Origin of the sequence: Streptococcus sp. 1032, assembly GCF_013277015.1 — a bacterium.
GTDB lineage: Bacteria > Bacillota > Bacilli > Lactobacillales > Streptococcaceae > Streptococcus.
Genome location: NZ_VMMD01000012.1, coordinates 1 through 20,073, shown reverse-complemented (window position 1 = coordinate 20,073; position 20,073 = coordinate 1). Strand labels below are relative to the sequence as shown.

The following is a 20,073-nucleotide window of genomic DNA, read 5'->3' as shown; positions in this document are numbered from 1 at the left end:
TTACCTCGCGATCAAGTCATAAATCTTGGTGATGTTTGGCAACAAAGTTGTTACTAGGAGCTTATCTCCAACTTCCAACATATCCTCCCCAGTTGGGAAAATAGTCTTGCCCTTTCGAATGATGGCTGCAATAAGAACCCCTTTTTTCAGTTTGAGTTGAGAAAGAGGTTTGGCAGTCATTTTATTGGCTTCCTTGATATGGAATTGTAGGGTTTCGATTTGGCCATTGGCTAGATGGTGCATGGCTTGAAGGTCTGAATACTGGGCATTAACCCGACCACGAATAAAGTGCATGATTGTATCTACAGCGATGCTTTTAGGTGTGATAATACTTGAAAAATCAGGCGCATTGATAATCTCGAGGAGACTGGTACGATTGACCTTGGTAATATTTTTCTGTACACCTACCCTGTCAAGGAACATAGAGGTAATCAGATTTTCCTCATCGACTCCTGTTAGAGTCGCAACGGCATCATAGTGTTGAGCACTTTCTTCCAGCAGGATATCTTTTGCGGTACCATCTCCTTGAACGATATGAAGATTTGGGAACTTCTCGCTAAAGAAACTAGCGATTTCAGAATTGATTTCAATGACCTTGGTATCGATACGACTGTCTTTGAGAATGCCTAGTAGATAATAGGCAATTCTACCTGCACCGACGATGAGAAGACTCTTCACAGCACGAGACTTGAAATAATTATGGAAGAGCATCATATCAACACGGTTACCAGTGACAAAGATTCTGTCTTTATCCTGTACAGTCATGTCACCGCTTGGGATGATAATTTGATGATCTCTTTCTATCGCACAGACAATGACATTGCCAAATTTTTTCCGAAAATCAGAAATGGGCATTTGGCAAAGACCACTGGAGGATTTAACAGTGAATTCCATCAAGCTGACCCGTCCACCAAAGAAACGTTCGACAGAGAGGGCGTTGGGGAAGTCAATGATATTCGCGATAGCGCGGGCAGCCAAGAGCTCAGGATTAACGATAAGAGAAAAACCGAGAATATTCTTTTCTTTGAAATAAGAGTTAGAATATTCAGGGTTCCGCACCCGAACGATGGTCTCTTTAGCTCCCATTTTTTTGGCTAGAACGGCTGCGATCATGTTCACTTCATCGTATTCAGTCAGGGCGATAAAGATATCACAATCCTGGACACTGGCTTGCTCAAGGATGGTAAAATCGGCCCCGTTACCAAGGATACCCATGATATCAAAGCGATTAACAATATGATTGAGGACAGCTTCGTCTTGCTCAATTAGCAAAACATCATGCTTTTCTGCAACCAAGGAGCGACAGAGGGCAAAACCAACTTTTCCCCCTCCGACAAGGATAATTTTCATATTAAAACCTACTTTTTCATGATGTAACTATCATACCTTTTTTCAAGAAAAAATGCACCTACTAGCTAATAACAAGAGCTTTTAGTGAAAATTTGCTATAAGATAAAACTATACCCTAACCAATTGAAATAGCTATTAGCGACTTTCTCTGAAATATGGTATGATAAAGGATATACAAGGAGATAAAATGAATAATAATTTACTGGTATTACAATCAGACTTTGGTCTGGTTGATGGTGCGGTATCGGCTATGATTGGAGTGGCTTTAGAAGAATCTCCAACCTTAAAAATTCATCACTTGACGCACGATATTACGCCTTATAATATTTTTGAGGGGAGCTACCGTCTTTTTCAGACGGTGGATTACTGGCCTGAGGGAACGACTTTTGTATCGGTTGTCGATCCAGGTGTCGGCTCGAAACGTAAGAGTGTGGTTGCCAAGACTGCAAAAAATCAATACATTGTCACGCCAGATAATGGAACGCTTTCTTTTATCAAGAAACACGTTGGCATTGTAGCTATTCGTGAAATTTCTGAAGTGGCCAATAGACGTCAAAACACAGAGCATTCTTATACCTTCCACGGTCGTGATGTTTATGCTTATACTGGTGCTAAACTGGCCAGCGGTCACATTACTTTTGAGGAAGTGGGGCCAGAGCTCAGTGTAGACCATATTGTAGAGCTTCCAGTCGTAGAGACCATCATTGAAGATCATTTGGTGAAGGGAGCTATTGATATTCTGGATGTGCGTTTTGGTTCGCTTTGGACCTCTATCACGCGAGAAGAATTTTACAAACTGGAACCAGACTTTGGTGACCGTTTTGAAGTGACTATCTATCACGCTGATATGCTGGTCTATCAAAATCAGGTTGTTTATGGCAAATCATTTGCGGATGTGAGAATTGGGCAACCCATCCTTTACATCAACTCTCTCTATCGTTTAGGTCTGGCTATCAACCAAGGTTCTTTTGCCAAGGCCTATAATGTGGGTGTCGGTTCATCTTGGACCATTGAAATAAAGAAAATAGAAGGATAAAATAGGAGAATAAATAGTATGGAAATCAAATTTACAATTAAACAAGTTGTTGCTGTCGGAATTGGCGCTGCCCTCTTTGTCGTCATCGGGATGATCAACATTCCGACCCCTGTTCCCAATACAAGCATCCAGCTTCAGTATGCGGTACAAGCGCTACTTTCTATTATTTTTGGACCGATTATCGGTTTGCTTGTCGGGTTGATTGGTCATGCAATCAAGGACTCTCTTGCTGGTTACGGTCTGTGGTGGACTTGGATTATCGCTAGTGGGCTCTTTGGTCTAGCTGTGGGGCTATTTAGAAAGTACGTTCGCGTGATCAATGGTGTCTTTGACTGGAAAGATATTCTTATTTTTAACCTCATTCAACTACTTGCAAATGCCCTTGTTTGGGGTGTCTTGGCACCGCTTGGAGATGTTGTGATTTATCAAGAAGCGGCAGAAAAAGTATTTGCACAAGGGATTGTTGCGGGAATTGCTAATGGTGTATCTGTAGCTATTGCAGGAACTCTTCTCTTGCTTGCCTACGCAGGAACTCAAACTCGTGCAGGAAGTTTGAAAAAGGACTAATACTCTTCGAAAATCTCTTCAAACCACGTCAGCTCTATCTGCAACCTCAAAACAGTGTTTTGAGCAACTTGTGGCTAGCTTTCTGGTTTGCTCTTTGATTTTCATTGAGTATAAAATGATGGGGAAGGCTGGGCAACCAGTCTTTTTGCTGTTTATTGATTAGTTAGGCAAGTAAGCTAGGATAGGAATCTTTTTGGCGCTAAGATTTTAAGAGAAGAGACTGCAAGAAGGGGTAGATTTATGATAAAATAGAAGTCTAAGAAGCGAATGAAGAGAGTAAGATGAAAGAAGCTATAATTGAGTGGAAGGATTTCTCTTTCCGGTATAAAACACAACAAGAACCGACCTTGCAAGGGGTAGACTTGACCATTTACAAGGGAGAGAAAGTCTTAATTGTTGGGCCATCTGGGTCAGGTAAATCTACCTTGGGTCAGTGTTTGAATGGGATTATTCCCAATATTTACAAGGGTCAGATGTCTGGAGAATTTGTGATCAAGGGTCAAGCCGCTTTTGATATGAGTGTCTATGATAAATCTCATTTAGTCAGCACGGTTTTGCAGGATACAGATGGGCAGTTTATCGGCTTGTCCGTGGCAGAGGACTTGGCTTTTGCTCTGGAAAATGATGTAACAGGACTAGAAGAGATGAAAAATCGTGTTTATAAATGGGCTGAAAAGCTGGACCTTCTTTCTTTACTGGATCAGCGTCCTCAGGATTTGTCAGGTGGACAAAAGCAGCGAGTCAGTCTGGCTGGTGTCTTGATTGATGAGAGTCCGATTCTCTTGTTTGATGAGCCACTCGCCAATCTTGATCCCAAGTCAGGTCAGGATATTATCGAATTGATTGACCAGATTCATAAGGAAGAGGGGACGACGACCCTTATTATCGAGCACCGTTTAGAGGATGTTCTGCATCGCTCTGTGGATCGGATTGTCTTGATAAACGATGGCCGTATCCTCTTTAATGGGAGTCCTGATCAGTTATTGGCGACTGATTTGTTGACCCAAAATGGAATTCGCGAACCCCTTTATCTAACTACTCTCCGTCAATTAGGTGTGGATTTAGCTAAGGAAGAACAATTAGCAAATCTGGATAACTTGTCTATCTCAAAAGGTCAGGTTCAGTTGCAGAATGAACTGGTAAAAGAAAGCCCAGAATTGCAGTCACTCTTTAGATTAGAGGACGTGTCATTTTCTTATGATGATAGACCGATTTTAAAGTCCCTACATTTGGATATTAAAAAGGGTGAAAAGATTGCCATTGTCGGGAAAAATGGGGCTGGGAAATCAACCCTTGCCAAGGCCTTAAGTAGCTTTATCCAGACGGAAGGTTCTTATCTTTGGAAAGGTCAGGATATAAAAGGAGATTCTGTTGCAGAGCGGGCGGAACGAGTAGGCTATGTGCTGCAAAATCCCAATCAAATGATTTCAACTAATATGATTTTTGATGAGGTGGCTCTAGGACTCCGTTTGCGAGGTGTGGATGAGAAGGAAATTGAAACGAGAGTCTATGAAACCTTGAAAATCTGCGGTCTTTTTGAATTCCGTAATTGGCCCATTTCTGCCCTGTCATTTGGTCAGAAAAAACGTGTCACCATTGCTTCAATTTTGGTCTTAGGAGCTGAAATTATTCTCCTAGATGAACCGACTGCAGGCCAAGACCAGAAGAACTATACTGAGATTATGGAATTTCTTGAAGAACTGCATCAAAAAGGTCATACCATTGTCATGATTACCCATGATATGCAATTGATGCTGGATTATTCTGATCGTGCTCTTGTCATGGTTGATGGAGAATTGATTGCCGATACCGATCCAGCTAGTCTTTTGAGCAATCCTGAGCTGTTAGTAAAAGCCAACCTAAAAGAAACTTCAATCTTCAACTTGGCCAAGAAACTAGACGTGGATCCACTTGCTTTAACGGCATTTTACAAAGAAAGGAGAGAAGGATGCAAGCTAAATTAATTGGTTACCAGCATAGAGATACTGTGATTCATCGCTTGTCAGGAGCTGGTAAACTCCTCTTTTTCATTCTCGTGTCATTGGCTGCCATGATTAGCTATGATACCAGACTGCTTGTTCTGATTGCTATTTTTTCGGTCTTTCTCCTCTATTTGTCAGAAATCCGTTTTAAAGATGTTTCCTTTGTAGCAGTTTTTGCGACGGTATTTGCCGTTTTAAACGTCTTGATGGTCTATCTCTTTTCTCCTGAGTATGGGGTTGGACTTTACGGAGAGAGAAGTGTGATTTGGCAGGGAATCGGGTCCTACACTCTAACCAGCCAGGAGCTCTTTTATCTGCTAAATCTGGCCATTAAGTACCTTTGCACCATTCCTCTGGCTATTATCTTTTTGATGACAACCCACCCTAGTCAGTTTGCTTCCAGTTTAAATCAAATCGGTGTGCCTTATAAGATTGCCTATTCAGTCAGCCTGACCTTGCGCTATATTCCAGATTTGCAGGAAGAATTCTTTACCATCAAGATGTCTCAGGAAGCGCGTGGGATGGAATTATCCAAGAAAGCTTCTCTAATGCAACGAATCAAAGGCAATCTGCGCATTATCACTCCCTTGATTTTTAGCTCGCTAGAACGCATTGATACCATCGCGACCGCCATGGAGCTTCGTCGCTTTGGGAAAGAGAAAAAACGCACTTGGTATAGTTATCAGGCCTTGAAAAAAGGAGACTATCTTACCTTGTTCTTGGCAGCCTTGTTTTTAGTAGCTAGTTTACTACTTATCTTGCAGAATCAGGGACGATTTTACAACCCTTGGAAATAGCTTGAAAAAATTGAAAAAATCAAGTCGTTTCTATTGACAATGATTCTGAAAGTGTTATACTAAGAAAGTAGTTTCGCTGATTTACTTCAAACCTGTTGTGAGGTAAGTTAACGATGCCTTAACCACGCTGTTTGCTGAGCTTGACTCCGGGCAGTGTGGCTATTTTTTTGCAATGGTGAAAGGAAGCAAGTCATGACAAATCACATTGTATTATTTGAGCCACAAATTCCACAAAATACAGGCAATATCGCGCGTACTTGCGCTGCAACCAATTCTCCCCTCCACATCATCAAGCCCATGGGCTTTCCTATCGATGACCGCAAGATGAAGCGGGCTGGGTTGGATTATTGGGATAAGCTAGAGATTTATTTTTACGAGAGTTTGGAAGATTTCATGTCTCAGATGAAGGGAAAACTCTATCTAATTTCGAAATTCGCTGAAAAAGTCTATTCTGAGGTGGATTTATCGACTGACGAGGACCACTATTTCCTCTTTGGACGTGAAGACAAGGGCTTGCCTGAGGACTTTATGCGCGAACATCCTGAGAAGGCTCTCCGTATTCCTATGAATGATGAACATGTCCGCAGTCTCAATGTGTCGAATACCGTCTGCATGATTGTCTACGAAGCCCTCCGTCAACAGAACTTTGCAGGTCTTGAGCTTGTTCATACCTATGAAGTGGATAAATTGAAATAAAAAATGAAAATGAAAATGAACAAAATGCTTGCGCTTGCAAGCGTTTTTTGTTATGATAAAAGAGTCTTCAGGGCAGGGTGTGATTCCCGACCGGCGGTAAATTTGACTATCTATTTTAGCTTTCTCGTCGTTGTCTTGTCTCGATATACTTTAAGTATTATCTTCGACTGCGACGCCTAGATAAATCTAAAATATCTTAGCCAAATAAGTCCGCGAGCGCAAGCTGATGTGGTGAGATTCCACAACCGACAGTATAGTCTGGATGGGAGAAGACGAAAGAATAGCTTTGTCTGTTCTGATAGATTTATAGCTAAACTGTAACCGCTTACTTGAATTTCCTTAATAGAGTGAGAGGGAACTTTTGGGATATAAAAAGTGAGAATAGATAGAGGAATCCTTTCTAACTTCTTCTGATTTTATAGAAAATTGGAGGAACCTGTTATGACAAACACACGTCGACTTTCGACCATTGCAATCTTATCAGCCATCTCATTTGTGCTGATGTACTTTGACTTTCCGCTCTTACCAGCGGCATCCTTCCTCAAGATCGAATTTAGTATCTTGCCCGTCCTTGTGGGTCTGGTGGTCATGGATTTGCCTGCTGCTCTAGGAGTTCTCTTGCTTCGCTCACTCTTGAAATTGCTTCTTAACAGTCAGGGAGTGAATACTTACATTGGCTTGCCGATGAATATCGTGGCTTTGGGAATTTTTGTCATCGTATTTGCTTTGATTTGGAAAAAGGAACGGACAACCCTTCGTTTCCTACTAGGATCTCTAGCTGGAACTATTGGCTTGACCGTGGCTATGTTGGTTCTCAACTATGTTTATGCTGTTCCTTTGTACGCTAAGTTTGCTAACTTTGATATTGGAAAAATTTTGGGACTGTCCAACTACCTAATGACCATGGTATTACCTTTTAACTTGATTGAGGGTGTAATCTTTTCCGTTTCATTCTGGTTGTTGTACGTCCTTTTGAAACCAACCTTAAAACACTATGAAAGATAAACAAACATTTTTAATGAAGGGCAGTTTTGCCCTTTTACTTTTCGTTATTCTTGGCTACATGGTCAAATTTTACCCTGAAACGCTGGTCGGTTTTGACCAACCGATACAGACTGCCGTTCGAGGAGACTTACCAGATTATTTGACTATTCTTTTCCGAGCCATCACACGCTTGATTGATATTCCGGTGATTATCACTTGGGTTGTTATTACAGCTTTTGTCTTTTATCGTAAGCGGTGGAAGATAGAAAGTTTCTTCATGCTGGGAAATCTGGCTTTGGCAGGTCTTTTAATCGTGACCTTTAAAAATATTTACCAGCGCCCACGACCAGCTATTTTACACTTGGTAGATGAGAAGGGATTTTCCTTCCCAAGTGGCCATTCTCTGGCTGTAACCTTGATGGTCGGTTCTCTGATTGTTATTCTTAGTCAGCGGATTAAAGATTCGGTCGAGAGAAAAATCGTACAAATCGTCCTTGGCCTCTACCTAGTCAGTGTGTTGGTATCAAGGGTCTATCTGGGAGTTCATTATCCATCAGACGTTCTTGCCAGTCTCTGTGTGGGCTTGGGAGTCCTGTTTATAGAGTTTCCCTTCTATGACAAGCTCCGCTTCCAATGGCGATTTAAAGGCAAGCAGAAGTGAGTATCGAATTCCCTTGAGGAGAAAGAAATGAAAGTCAATATAAAAGATCTCCATCCGACTCAACTATACTTATCAGAAAAGAAACTAGCAGGCATCCAGACACTTTATCAGTCGGCAGAAATAATCAATGTTGCTCCAATCAGTATTCTTGCGTTCGGAGATTGCTTGTTGATTACAGATGGGCATCACAGGGCTTATCAGGCTTTATTGGCAGGTCGGGATACGATTTCTGCTGAGTGGGATAGAGACGGCGGTGATGAACTATATCATCTCTATGCGCAAGCTTGTGAGGAAAGAAAGATTTACTCTGTTCTGGATTTAAAAAATCATATCTTACCTCAAGGTGAGTATGAAGCAAAATGGTATAACTGGTGTGATGGTTTTAATCAAGCAGCAACTCTCTTATTGAAAAGGAAAGCAGATGAAAGAGATCTTACAAATAGATAATGCACTGCGTCTTGTTCCTTATTGTAAGGTCAATCATTGTGAGGAAGCTTTTGCTTGGTATCAGAATGTGGACTTGGTTTACCTCGTAGATGGGGTGAAGCTTCCTTATAGTCAAGAAACTTTGGAAGCCATGTATTCCTATTTGGATCAGCATGGTGAACTTTTTTGGATTGAAGTCAAGGAGAAGGGAGAATGGTTTCCAATTGGGGATGTTACACTATCTCAGGATAATCTCCCCATTGTGATTGGGAATTCCGCTTACCAACATCGAGGACTTGGAAAAAAGATTCTAAGTACTTTGATTGAATTGGCTCGAGTAAAAGGATGGAAAGAATTGAGAGTCAAGGAAATCTACACCTACAATCATGCTTCTAGGAGGTGTTTCAAGTCGCTTGGATTTGTGGAAAATGGAGCAACAGAAAAAGGAAGGAGTTTTGTACTGAAATTAGTCTAATCCTGCCACTTTCTCCCCCTTAACCTTTGACTATTCCGCAAAATTATCGTAAAATAAAGAGTAAATGATAAAATGAGGTCAGAGTCTGTTCGCTCTGGCGATAGTAGTATAAATGAGGAGAAACGCTTTGGAATTAGAAGTATTTACTGGGCAAGAAAAAAGTGAACTATCTATGATTGAGGTAGCGCGTGCTATCTTGGAACTTCGTGGTCGTGATCATGAGATGCATTTTAGCGATCTTGTAAACGAAATTCAAAACTACCTTGGAACATCAAACAGCGATATCCGTGAAGCCTTGCCTTTGTTCTACACAGAGTTGAACTTTGATGGTAGCTTCATCTCGCTTGGAGACAACAAATGGGGGCTTCGTTCATGGTATGGTGTGGACGAAATTGACGAAGAAATCATCGCTCTTGAAGAAAATGATGACGATGAAGTGGCACCAAAAGCTAAGAAAAAACGCGTCAATGCCTTTATGGACGGCGATTCAGATGCTATTGACTACAATGCAGATGATCCAGAAGACGAAGATGCATACGAAGCAGATCCAGCTCTTTCATATGATGATGAAAATCCAGATGATGAGAAAAATGAAGTGGAAGCTTATGATGCAGAAATCAACGAAATCGCCCCTGATGACTTGGGTGAAGACGTGGATCTCAACGAGGAGGATGACGAGTTCTCAGAAGATGATGCTGAAACCAGCGAGGAATAAAAGTTAGGTATTGACAATTATCCTATTTTTAGGTATCATATTGTTCGGGCACCTCTTTTAGAGGTCGGGGCTCCCTAGTTCTTAGGGAGCTATTTTTGTTTTTTCAAGAAGTTATCTTCTTGTATTTTATACTCAATGAAAATCAAAGAGCAAACTAGGAAACTAGCCGCAGGTTGNNACTGACAAAGTCAGGAACACATATCTACGGCAAGGCGACGTTGACGCGGTTTGAAGAGATTTTCGAAGAGTATTAGTTGTGAATCTGGTGCAGTTGTCCCAGATTATTCTTATTAGTAGGGTCTTGTTTTCTATGTCCCCACGTAGTTAGCAAGACCTTGAGCATTTTAGAAAGAGGAATCTATGTCTACGAAATATATTTTTGTAACTGGTGGTGTGGTGTCGTCTATTGGGAAAGGGATTGTCGCAGCGAGTCTGGGTCGTCTCTTGAAAAATCGTGGTCTCAAAGTAACCATTCAAAAGTTTGACCCTTATATCAATATTGATCCGGGAACTATGAGTCCTTACCAGCACGGGGAAGTTTTTGTGACAGATGACGGAGCTGAGACAGATTTGGACTTGGGTCACTATGAACGTTTCATCGATATCAATCTCAACAAATATTCCAACGTGACAACTGGTAAAATTTACAGTGAAGTGCTTCGTAAAGAACGCCGTGGAGAATACCTTGGGGCAACCGTTCAGGTCATTCCTCATATCACAGATGCTTTGAAAGAAAAAATCAAGCGTGCCGCTCTAACGACCGACTCTGATGTCATTATCACAGAGGTTGGTGGAACAGTAGGAGATATCGAGTCTTTGCCATTTCTAGAGGCCCTTCGTCAGATGAAGGCAGATGTGGGTGCGGATAATGTCATGTACATCCATACAACCTTGCTTCCTTACCTCAAGGCTGCTGGTGAAATGAAGACCAAACCAACCCAACACTCTGTCAAGGAATTACGCGGTTTGGGAATCCAACCAAATATGTTGGTTATTCGTACAGAAGAGCCAGCTGGTCAAGGAATTAAAAACAAACTGGCCCAGTTCTGTGATGTGGCACCAGAAGCCGTTATTGAATCGTTGGATGTCGAACACCTTTACCAAATTCCATTGAACTTGCAGGCGCAAGGTATGGACCAAATTGTCTGTGACCATTTGAAATTAGACGCACCAGTAGCAGATATGACAGAATGGTCAGCCATGGTGGACAAGGTCATGAACCTCAAGAAACAAGTTAAAATTTCCCTTGTCGGTAAGTATGTTGAATTGCAAGATGCCTACATTTCTGTGGTTGAAGCCTTGAAACACTCTGGTTATGCCAACGGTGCAGAAGTTAAAATCAATTGGATCAATGCCAATGATGTGACAGCAGAGAATGTGGCAGAGCTTTTGTCTGATGCAGACGGAATTATCGTACCAGGTGGTTTTGGTCAACGGGGTACGGAAGGGAAAATCCAAGCCATTCGCTATGCGCGTGAGAATGATGTTCCAATGTTGGGTGTCTGCTTGGGAATGCAGTTAACTTGTATTGAATTTGCTCGTCACGTTTTAGGTCTTGAAGGTGCCAATTCTGCAGAGCTTGCACCAGAAACAAAATACCCTATCATTGATATCATGCGTGATCAGATTGATGTTGAGGATATGGGCGGAACCCTTCGTTTGGGGCTTTATCCGTCTAAGTTGAAACGTGGCTCTAAGGCAGCGGCTGCTTATCACAATCAAGAAGTGGTGCAACGCCGTCACCGTCACCGCTATGAGTTTAACAATGCCTTCCGTGAGCAGTTTGAGGCAGCAGGCTTTGTCTTTTCAGGAGTGTCTCCAGACAATCGTCTGGTAGAAATCGTGGAAATTCCTGAAAATAAATTCTTTGTAGCGTGTCAGTATCACCCTGAACTGTCAAGTCGTCCAAATCGTCCAGAAGAACTCTACACTGCCTTTATTACTGCAGCGGTTGAGAACAGCAATTAGCAAAATCAGAACCTTTGAGAAGAATCTCAGAGGTTTTTTGCATACAATGATATTGCAGTATATCTGAGTTAGGAGTCCTCTGTATGTACCTGCTACCGTTGAAATCAATAGCGACTCCCTCTTGCCCTGTGCTAGTGAATGGATTTATCAGTATATTGAAGTGAAATAAAATCTGAACAAATTAATTCGGAAAGCCAAATCAATTTCTAGAAATATTTTAGCAGTCAAGGTGTACTGTTATAGATTCAATACACTATACTTTTTTAATTTATACTCTTCGAAAATCAAATTCAAACCACGTCAGCTTCACCTTGCCGTACTCAAGTACAGCCTGCGGCTAGCTTCCTAGTTTGCTCTTTGATTTTCATTGAGTATTAATCCACTATATCTGCAGAATACTCTCTCAGTTTCATTCAGCCTAGTCTTGCTTAGGAAAAGCAAAAAGCCATCCCATTCAGGATAGCTTCTTGGTTTTTAGATTTGTTCTGCAAAAACCTTTTCAGCAAGGTTCATAGCGTGGTCTGATACACGAGTGTAGTGTGAGATGATATCGATAAAGTTTACCCCAGCTTGTGTTGAACATTCGCCTTTATTGAGGCGTTTGATGTGGGTTTTTCTGAGAACACGTTCTATCTTATTGATTGCTTCATGATGTTCTACAAGACTGCGTGCTTTTTCAATATCATTGTTTTCCACACTATCCAGAGCATCTTTGATAAAGTCACTAGTTTGGCGGTAAACTTCCTCTAATTCTTTCAAGGCGGCATCAGAAAATTCAACATTTTTCCGTTGAAGATAGTCAGTCAGATTGAGTAGAGCCTCCGCGTGGTCTCCAATCCGTTCCAAATCACGGGAGGAATCAAGGATATTGGTGAGTACTTCGCTTTCTTTTTGACTGAGAGCTTCGCTTGAAAGGGCAATGAGATAACGTGTTAATTGCTCATCGATGGTGTTAATTGCTTCTTCGGTTTTATGCCCTTTTTCAGCAACTTTTTCATCCAAGTCAATGATATACTTATAGGAAAGGTCAAAGGCTTTAGCAGCGTAGTTTCCTAAGTGCAAGAGCTCTTTCTTAGCATTTCCGAGAGCGATAGATGGGGCTTGTTTGATGAAATGTTCATCAAGATATAAGGGTTCGTATTTGACAATCTCGTCCTCTCCAGGAATAATCTTGGTTACAAAGTAAGCCAGAGCTCCGATAAATGGAAATTGGACAATGGTATTGGTAATATTAAAGGTTCCATGAGCAAAGGCGATGGTCATTTCCGGTGCTAGATTTAGCGTAGATTCAAACCAATGAATCAAGCCAGTGAAAGGTACAAGGAAGACAATACAGATAACCGTACCAATCACGTTAAAGGCGACATGGGCACCTGCTACCCGTTTAGCTGCAATATTAGCACCTAAAGAGGCAATGATGGCTGTAATGGTTGTCCCGATATTGTCACCAAATAGAACTGGCAAAGCTCCTTGCAGGTCAATGAGGTTGCTGGCGTAGAGGTTTTGTAAAATCCCGATGGTAGCCGAGGAAGCTTGAATCAGTAAGGTCAAGCCGGTACCGACAAAGACACCCAAAACAGGATTCTTACTTAGCTCAATCATATAGTCTTTAAAGACCTGTAAATCTTTGAGTGGAGCCATTGCGCCACTCATGAGATTGAGGGCAAAAAAGATACCACCGACACCAAAGAGGATGCGTCCGATATTATTGACTGTCCGATTTTTTGTAAAGAAGAGGCAGACAGCACCGATAAAGAGCATAGGCAGGGCATAGTCACCTAGTTTAAACCCAATAAGAAAGGATGTGACTGTTGTCCCAATATTAGCCCCCATGACAATCCCGATAGCCTGACGTAAGGTTAGGAGACCGGCACTGACCAGACCGACTGTGATAACTGTTACACCAGAACTAGACTGAATTAGAGCAGTCATCCCAATACCAACCAGAACTCCAAAGAAAGGATTACTAGTATACTTGTCAATGTAAAAACGAAGGCGATCTCCAGCAGCTTGCTGCAAACCGTCTCCCATGGTCTTGATACTATATAAGAATAGTCCCAGACCACCTAAAAAGTGAAATAAAATTTCCTGCCAATTAATGGACATTTCTTTTTCCTCCGAAAAATAATAACGGAATTTCTCCTATTCTATTTTAAAGGATAAAAGTAAATCTAACAAGTGTTAAGCTAAGATTTTAGAAAGAAAATTCGTGAGAAAAGGCCTTAATTATATTAATTTTACCAATTTCTAACCTAGATATAGATATTTCCTTTTATATATTGACATTTAAAAGAAATATTTTAAAATTAGGGAGAAATTATCTTAATCCCTGTGATTGGGATAAAAATTTTACGAAGAAAGTTAAGCGCTTTCTTTAAAATAATAAAATCAATCTTTTAGGAGGAGAAAATGAAGAATTCATTTTTTGAAAGACGTTGTCGGTACAGTATTCGTAAGTTATCAGTAGGAGCCTGCTCGCTGATGATTGGGGCTGTTTTATTTGCTGGTCCAGCCTTGGCAGAAGAAACTGCAGTTCCTGAAAATAGCGGAGTCAATACAGAGCTTGTTTCAGGGGAGAGTGAGCATTCGGCCAATGAAGTTGATCAGCAGAATGAAGGAGAACATGCTAGAGAAAATAAGCCAGAAAAGGCAGAAGGAGTAGCGACAGCATCTGACACTGCTTCGCCAGCAAGCAATGAAGCTGCAACTACTGAAACTGCAGAGGCAGTAAGCGTAGCTAAATCAGAGGAAAAACCAAGTGAGGTGGCTGCAGAAACACCATCTGCAGAAGCAAAACCAAAGTCTGACAAGGAAACGGAAGCAAAGCCTGAAGCAACTAGCCAAGGAGATGAGTCTAAGCCAGCAGCAGAAGCTAATAAGACTGAAAAAGAAGTCCAGCCAGATGTCCCTAAAAATACGGACAAAACATTAAAACCAAAGGAAATCAAATTTAATTCTTGGGAAGAATTGTTAAAATGGGAACCAGGTGCTCGTGAAGATGATGCTATTAACCGCGGGTCTGTCGCCCTCGCTTCACGTCGGACAGGTCATTTGGTTAATGAAAAAGCTAGCAAGGAAGCAAAAGTTCAAGCCCTATCAAACACCAATTCTAAAGCAAAAGACCATGCTTCTGTTGGTGGAGAAGAGTTCAAGGCCTATGCTTTTGACTATTGGCAATATCTAGATTCAATGGTCTTCTGGGAAGGTCTCGTACCAACGCCTGACGTTATTGATGCAGGTCACCGTAACGGGGTTCCTGTATATGGTACACTCTTCTTCAACTGGTCTAATAGTATTGCAGATCAAGAAAAATTCGCTGAAGCTTTGAAGCAAGACTCAGATGGTAGCTTCCCAATTGCCCGTAAATTGGTGGATATGGCCAAGTATTATGGCTATGATGGCTATTTCATCAACCAAGAAACAACTGGGGATTTGGTTGAACCTCTTGGAGAAAAGATGCGCCAGTTTATGCTCTATACCAAGGAGTATGCTGCTAAGGTAAACCATCCAATCAAGTATTCTTGGTACGATGCTATGACCTATAACTATGGACGTTACCACCAAGATGGTTTGGGAGAATACAACTACCAATTCATGCAACCTGAGGGAGATAAGGTTCCAGCAGATAACTTCTTTGCTAACTTTAACTGGGATAAGGCTAAAAATGATTACACTATTGCAACTGCCAACTGGATTGGTCGTAATCCTTATGATGTATTTGCAGGTTTGGAATTGCAACAGGGTGGTTCCTACAAGACCAAGGTTAAGTGGAATGACATTTTAGATGAAAATGGGAAATTACGCCTTTCTCTTGGTTTGTTCGCCCCAGATACCATTACAAGTTTAGGAAAAACTGGTGAAGATTATCATAAGAATGAAGATATCTTCTTTACAGGTTACCAAGGTGATCCTACTGGCCAAAAACCAGGTGATAAAGATTGGTATGGGATTGCTAACCTAGTTGCGGACCGTACGCCAGCAGTAGGTAATACTTTTACTACTTCTTTTAATACAGGTCATGGTAGAAAATGGTTCGTAGATGGTAAGGTTTCTAAGGATTCTGAGTGGAATTACCGTTCAGTTTCAGGTGTTCTTCCAACATGGCGCTGGTGGCAAAAATCAACTGGCGATAAGTTGAAAGCAAGCTATGATTTTGAAGATGCTTATAATGGTGGAACTTCTCTCAAATTTGCAGGGGATCTTTCAGGTGCGACCAAGCAAGATGTGAATTTGTACTCTACTCGCTTGAAGGTGACAGATACCACCAAATTGCATGTTGCCCACAAAGGAGGCAAAGGGACCAAGGTTTATGTAGAATTTGCAACCAAGAAAGATTATACCTACGGTGATGAAGCTGCCCGTAAAGAATTGACAGTTTCAGATAACTGGACTACCGATGATTTTGATTTGAGTGCCTTGGCAGGTAAAACAATTTACGGTATTAAACTCTATTTTGAAAATGATAAAGACTTAAAAGGTTATCAATTTAACTTGGGGCAATTGACCATCAGCAATAATCAAGATGCTCCTCAGGCACCAACCACAGTAGCTGTAGCCAAACAAGTCCTAAAAAATGCCCAAGAAGCAGAAGCAGTCGTGCAATTTAAAGGCAACAAGGATGCAGATTTCTATGAAGTTTACGAAAAAGATGGAGACAGCTGGAAATTACTAACTGGCTCATCTTCTACAACTATTTATCTACCAAAAGTTAGCCGTTCAGCAAGTGCTCAAGGTACAACTCAAGAACTGAAAGTTGTAGCAGTCGGTAAAAATGGAGTTCGTTCAGAAGCTGCAACCACAACCTTTGATTGGGGCATGACTGTAAAAGATACCAGCCTACCAAAACCATTAGCTGAAAATATCGTACCAGGTGCAACAGTTATTGATAGTACCTTCCCTAAAACAGAAGGTGGGGAAGGCATAGAAGGCATGTTGAATGGTACCATTACCAGTCTGTCAGACAAGTGGTCTTCTGGACAATTAAGTGGTAGTGTGGATATTCGTTTGACCCAGCCACGTACAGTTGTTAGATGGGTGATGGACCATGCTGGAGCTGGTGGAGAATCTGTAAACGACGGTTTGATGAACACCAAAGATTTTGACCTCTATTATAAAGATGCGGATGGTCAATGGAAGTTGGCTAAGGAAGTCCGTGGCAATAAAGCCCATGTTACAGATATTACCCTTGATAAACCAATCACAGCTCAAGATTGGCGCTTGAATGTTGTCACTTCTGACAATGGAACTCCATGGAAGGCTATTCGTATCTATAACTGGAAAATGTATGAAAAGCTTGATACAGAAAGTGTCAATATTCCGATGGCCAAGACTGCAGCTCGTACTTTAGGCAATAACAAGGTACAAGTTGGCTTTGCAGATGTACCAGCTGGAGCTACCATTACCGTTTATGATAATCCAAATTCTCAAACTCCGCTTGCAACCTTGAAGAGCGAAGTTGGAGGAGACCTAGCAAGTGCACCATTGGATTTGACAAATCAATCTGGTCTTCTTTACTATCGTACCCAGTTGCCAGGCAAGGAAATTAGTAATGTCCTAGCAGTTTCTGTTCCAAAAGATGACAGAAGAATCAAGTCAGTCAGCCTAGAAACAGAACCTAAGAAAACAAGCTACGCCGAAGGGGAGGATTTGGACCTTAGAGGTGGTGTTCTTCGAGTTCAGTATGAAGGAGGAGCTGAGGACGAGCTCATTCGCCTAACTCACGCAGGTGTATCAGTATCAGGCTTTGATACGCATCATAAGGGAGAACAAAATCTTACTTTACAATATTTGGGACAACCAGTAAATGCGAAGTTGTCAGTGACTGTCACTAGCCAAGATGAAGCAAGTCCGAAAACTATTTTGGGAATTGAAGTGAGTCAGGAACCGAAAAAAGATTACCTAGTTGGTGATAGCTTAGACTTGTCTGAAGGACGCTTTGCAGTGGCTTATAGCAATGACACCATGGAAGAACATTCCTTTACTGATGAGGGAGTTGAAATTACTGGTTACCATGCTCAAAAGACTGGTCGTCAAACCTTGACTCTTCGTTACCAAGGTCATAAAGTCAACTTTGATGTTTTGGTATCTCCAAAAGCAGCATTGAACGATGAGTACCTTAAACAAAAATTAGCAGAAGTTGAAGCGGCTAAGAACAAGGTGGTCTATAACTTTGCTTTACCAGAAGTAAAAGAAGCCTTCTTGAAAGCAATTGAAGCGGCTGAACAAGTGTTGAAAGACCATGAAACTAGCACCCAAGATCAGGTTAATGACCGACTTAATAAATTGACAGAAGCTCATAAAGCTCTGAATGGTCAAGAGAAATTTACGGAAGAAAAGACAGAACTCGATCGCTTAACAGGTGAGGCTCAAGAACTCTTAACTTCAAAACCAAACCATCCTTCAGGTTCCGCCCTAGCTCCTCTTCTTGAGAAAAACAAGGCCTTGGTTGAAAAAGTAGATTTGAGTCCAGAAGAGCTTGCAACAGCGAAACAGAGTTTGAAAGATCTGGTTGCCTTATTGAAAGAAGACAAACCAGCAGTCTTTTCTGATAGTAAAACAGATGTTGAAGTACACTTCTCAAATAAAGAAAAGACTGTCATCAAGGGCTTGAAAGTAGAGCGTGTTCAAGCAAGTGATGAAGAGAAGAAATACTTTGCTGGAGAAGATGCTCATGTCTTTGAAATAGAAGGTCTAGATGAAAAAGGTCAAGACGTTGATCTCTCTTACGCTTCTATTGTGAAAATTCCAATTGAAAAAGATAAGAAAGTGAAGAAAGTCTTCTTCTTACCTGAAGGCAAAGAAGCAGTAGAATTGGCTTTTGAACAAACGGATAGTCATGTCATCTTTACAGCACCACACTTTACTCATTATGCCTTTGTTTATGAATCTGCTGAAAAACCACGAGTAGAATCTAATGGTGCAAATGACCTTGTTACTATCTCAACTAAACCAGAACAACAAAACACAGTCCTTTCAAAACCTACTAATCAACCTCCTTCTGATAAACAAAAGGCTCCTAAATTGGAAGTTCAAGAGGAAAAGGTTGCTTTTGACCGTCAAGAGCATGAAAATGCTGATATGCTAGTTGGGGAACAACGAGTCATCATACAGGGACGAGATGGTCTGTTGAGACATGTCTTTGAAGTTGATGGGAACGGTCAGCGTCGCCTTCGTTCAACAGAAGTCATCCAAGAAGCGATTCCAGAAATTGTTGAAATTGGAACAAAAGTAAAAATAGAACCAGCAGTAGTAGCTACACAGGAAAAATCAGCTCAAAATACAGCAGTTAAATCAGAAGAAGCAAGCAAACAATTGCCAAATACAGGGACAGTTGCTACAAATGAAGTCTTAATAGCAGGATTGGCCAGCCTTGGCTTTGCTAGTTTAGCCTTGACATTGAAACAGAAAAAAAGAAGATGAAGATTAAATAAAAGATTTTTTTTTTTTTTGGTATAATAACTTTAAAATTATTTTTTTGAAAGGTTTTGTATTTATGAAAAATAAGATGTTTAGTGGGTATACTTTGCGCAAAAAATATGCTTTAAGAAAATTGACAGTTGGACTTTTTAGTGTAGCTGTTGGTTTGTTGAGTATTGGTCTTGTCGATGGTGTCAATTTTATTATGAATGACGATTATGGGACTGTTTATGCGGCTGAAAATTTTCATAGTATTGAAGTTGTCAATTATTATGATTATGATACTATTTATGAAGGTGATTCAAATTTGACAAAAGGTGACCATGAAGATGGTAGACAAGGTGAGAGTGGTAAACAAATCTTTGATATCGAACATGGTCTTAGTTCATCACCAATCTATAGTTTAGGTGATAATCTTAACGAAATCGTCTATCGACCTTATGAAGTGATCAAAGATAATAGGTCTAAACTTAAAGAACATTATGGTGATGGGAGTACGGGAGGGTGGGACTCTAATTATCCAGCCACTTATGATGAAATCCTAGCTGAGACTCGCACCCATAAGAAAATCTTGATTGACGATAATATTGAAGAGCCTATTTATAAGGATGACGGGACTGTTATTTTACCTCGAACTATCATTTCCAAAGTTGGTGTTAATTATCGAGGTTCTTCGTCTGAATATCTTTTTACTGAATCTGTCGAAAAAGAAGCTATTTCAAAAATCATTAAAGTTGGTAATGTGGAGAGGGTTCCTATTTCCAAAATAGCTGTAGAGACCGAATATGTTGCTAATAACACTTTGAATTACGGTGTTAGAAATATTAAATCTAATGGTAAAGAAGGTTTGCGTGAAAATGTAACGACTTATGAAGTCAATAAGTTCACTGGTGATTTGAGTAATCCAACTACTGTTGAAAATTATGTTCCGATGGAGAAGAAGGTTGTTGAAGTTGGGACTAAAGGTGATGTGGTTTTTACTAAAGTCGGAAACGATGTT

Annotated in this window: 15 protein-coding genes and 1 riboswitch; of the genes, 13 read left to right on the top strand and 2 right to left on the bottom strand. The window is 40.9% G+C overall.

What is annotated here, in order from left to right; translation table 11 throughout:
* Positions 1–1,350, bottom strand: coding sequence for a Trk system potassium transporter TrkA (trkA, locus tag HT711_RS03055; RefSeq protein ID WP_173233504.1), 1,350 nt, complete (start codon positions 1,348–1,350; stop codon positions 1–3).
* Between the two features lie 187 nt (positions 1,351–1,537).
* Between trkA and HT711_RS03050 the strand changes: the two genes are divergently transcribed.
* The 11 genes from HT711_RS03050 to HT711_RS03000 all read left to right on the top strand — a co-directional run bounded on the left by HT711_RS03050 (position 1,538) and on the right by HT711_RS03000 (position 11,657).
* On the top strand, positions 1,538–2,386 hold the full coding sequence (locus HT711_RS03050) for an S-adenosyl-l-methionine hydroxide adenosyltransferase family protein (RefSeq protein WP_112444429.1): 849 nt from the start codon (positions 1,538–1,540) through the stop codon (positions 2,384–2,386).
* Positions 2,387–2,404: 18 nt separating this feature from the next.
* Positions 2,405–2,953: an ECF-type riboflavin transporter substrate-binding protein gene (locus HT711_RS03045; RefSeq protein ID WP_000403160.1), complete on the top strand. Its 549-nt coding sequence runs from the start codon at positions 2,405–2,407 to the stop codon at positions 2,951–2,953.
* A gap of 281 nt (positions 2,954–3,234) precedes the next feature.
* Positions 3,235–4,917, top strand: coding sequence for an ABC transporter ATP-binding protein (locus tag HT711_RS03040; protein ID WP_173233506.1), 1,683 nt, complete (start codon positions 3,235–3,237; stop codon positions 4,915–4,917).
* A complete protein-coding gene (locus tag HT711_RS03035; protein ID WP_084923254.1) occupies positions 4,902–5,732 on the top strand; it encodes an energy-coupling factor transporter transmembrane component T in 831 nt (276 codons plus the stop codon). Before HT711_RS03040 ends, HT711_RS03035 begins: the two co-directional genes overlap by 16 nt.
* 192 nt (positions 5,733–5,924) lie before the next feature.
* A complete protein-coding gene (locus HT711_RS03030; protein ID WP_000181388.1) occupies positions 5,925–6,428 on the top strand; it encodes a tRNA (cytidine(34)-2'-O)-methyltransferase in 504 nt (167 codons plus the stop codon).
* A gap of 59 nt (positions 6,429–6,487) precedes the next feature.
* Positions 6,488–6,706: riboswitch (FMN riboswitch) on the top strand.
* Between the two features lie 163 nt (positions 6,707–6,869).
* On the top strand, positions 6,870–7,433 hold the full coding sequence (locus HT711_RS03025; protein WP_156012675.1) for an ECF transporter S component: 564 nt from the start codon (positions 6,870–6,872) through the stop codon (positions 7,431–7,433).
* A complete protein-coding gene (locus tag HT711_RS03020) occupies positions 7,423–8,073 on the top strand; it encodes a phosphatase PAP2 family protein (RefSeq protein ID WP_112444438.1) in 651 nt (216 codons plus the stop codon). Before HT711_RS03025 ends, HT711_RS03020 begins: the two co-directional genes overlap by 11 nt.
* Positions 8,074–8,100: 27 nt before the next feature.
* Complete coding sequence (locus tag HT711_RS03015) at positions 8,101–8,520, top strand: chromosome partitioning protein ParB (RefSeq protein WP_173217898.1); 420 nt, start codon at positions 8,101–8,103, stop codon at positions 8,518–8,520.
* Positions 8,521–8,524: 4 nt separating this feature from the next.
* A complete protein-coding gene (locus tag HT711_RS03010) occupies positions 8,525–8,974 on the top strand; it encodes a GNAT family N-acetyltransferase (RefSeq protein ID WP_173233514.1) in 450 nt (149 codons plus the stop codon).
* A gap of 127 nt (positions 8,975–9,101) precedes the next feature.
* Positions 9,102–9,689 (top strand): DNA-directed RNA polymerase subunit delta, encoded by a 588-nt coding sequence (rpoE, locus tag HT711_RS03005; protein ID WP_173233508.1) that lies wholly within the window; start codon positions 9,102–9,104, stop codon positions 9,687–9,689.
* Between the two features lie 360 nt (positions 9,690–10,049).
* Complete coding sequence (locus HT711_RS03000; RefSeq protein ID WP_173233510.1) at positions 10,050–11,657, top strand: CTP synthase; 1,608 nt, start codon at positions 10,050–10,052, stop codon at positions 11,655–11,657.
* A gap of 474 nt (positions 11,658–12,131) precedes the next feature.
* Here the strand turns inward: HT711_RS03000 and HT711_RS02995 are convergent, their stop codons facing one another.
* Positions 12,132–13,763, bottom strand: coding sequence for a Na/Pi cotransporter family protein (locus HT711_RS02995; RefSeq protein WP_173233512.1), 1,632 nt, complete (start codon positions 13,761–13,763; stop codon positions 12,132–12,134).
* Positions 13,764–14,066: 303 nt separating this feature from the next.
* Between HT711_RS02995 and HT711_RS02990 the strand changes: the two genes are divergently transcribed.
* The gene (locus HT711_RS02990; RefSeq protein ID WP_112444450.1) at positions 14,067–19,076 is read left to right on the top strand and encodes a bacterial Ig-like domain-containing protein; all 5,010 of its coding nucleotides are present in this window, start codon (positions 14,067–14,069) and stop codon (positions 19,074–19,076) included.
* Positions 19,077–19,149: 73 nt separating this feature from the next.
* Positions 19,150–20,073, top strand: a 924-nt coding sequence (locus tag HT711_RS02985; protein WP_205403207.1) for a G5 domain-containing protein, incomplete at its 3' end; no start/stop codon positions are given.

Coding starts and splice junctions, on each gene's coding strand:
- trkA (WP_173233504.1), bottom strand. CDS start 1,350: ATGAAAATTATCCTTGTCGGAGGGGGAAAAGTTGGTTTTGCCCTCTGT.
- HT711_RS03050 (WP_112444429.1), top strand. CDS start 1,538: ATGAATAATAATTTACTGGTATTACAATCAGACTTTGGTCTGGTTGAT.
- HT711_RS03045 (WP_000403160.1), top strand. CDS start 2,405: ATGGAAATCAAATTTACAATTAAACAAGTTGTTGCTGTCGGAATTGGC.
- HT711_RS03040 (WP_173233506.1), top strand. CDS start 3,235: ATGAAAGAAGCTATAATTGAGTGGAAGGATTTCTCTTTCCGGTATAAA.
- HT711_RS03035 (WP_084923254.1), top strand. CDS start 4,902: ATGCAAGCTAAATTAATTGGTTACCAGCATAGAGATACTGTGATTCAT.
- HT711_RS03030 (WP_000181388.1), top strand. CDS start 5,925: ATGACAAATCACATTGTATTATTTGAGCCACAAATTCCACAAAATACA.
- HT711_RS03025 (WP_156012675.1), top strand. CDS start 6,870: ATGACAAACACACGTCGACTTTCGACCATTGCAATCTTATCAGCCATC.
- HT711_RS03020 (WP_112444438.1), top strand. CDS start 7,423: ATGAAAGATAAACAAACATTTTTAATGAAGGGCAGTTTTGCCCTTTTA.
- HT711_RS03015 (WP_173217898.1), top strand. CDS start 8,101: ATGAAAGTCAATATAAAAGATCTCCATCCGACTCAACTATACTTATCA.
- HT711_RS03000 (WP_173233510.1), top strand. CDS start 10,050: ATGTCTACGAAATATATTTTTGTAACTGGTGGTGTGGTGTCGTCTATT.
- HT711_RS02995 (WP_173233512.1), bottom strand. CDS start 13,763: ATGTCCATTAATTGGCAGGAAATTTTATTTCACTTTTTAGGTGGTCTG.
- HT711_RS02990 (WP_112444450.1), top strand. CDS start 14,067: ATGAAGAATTCATTTTTTGAAAGACGTTGTCGGTACAGTATTCGTAAG.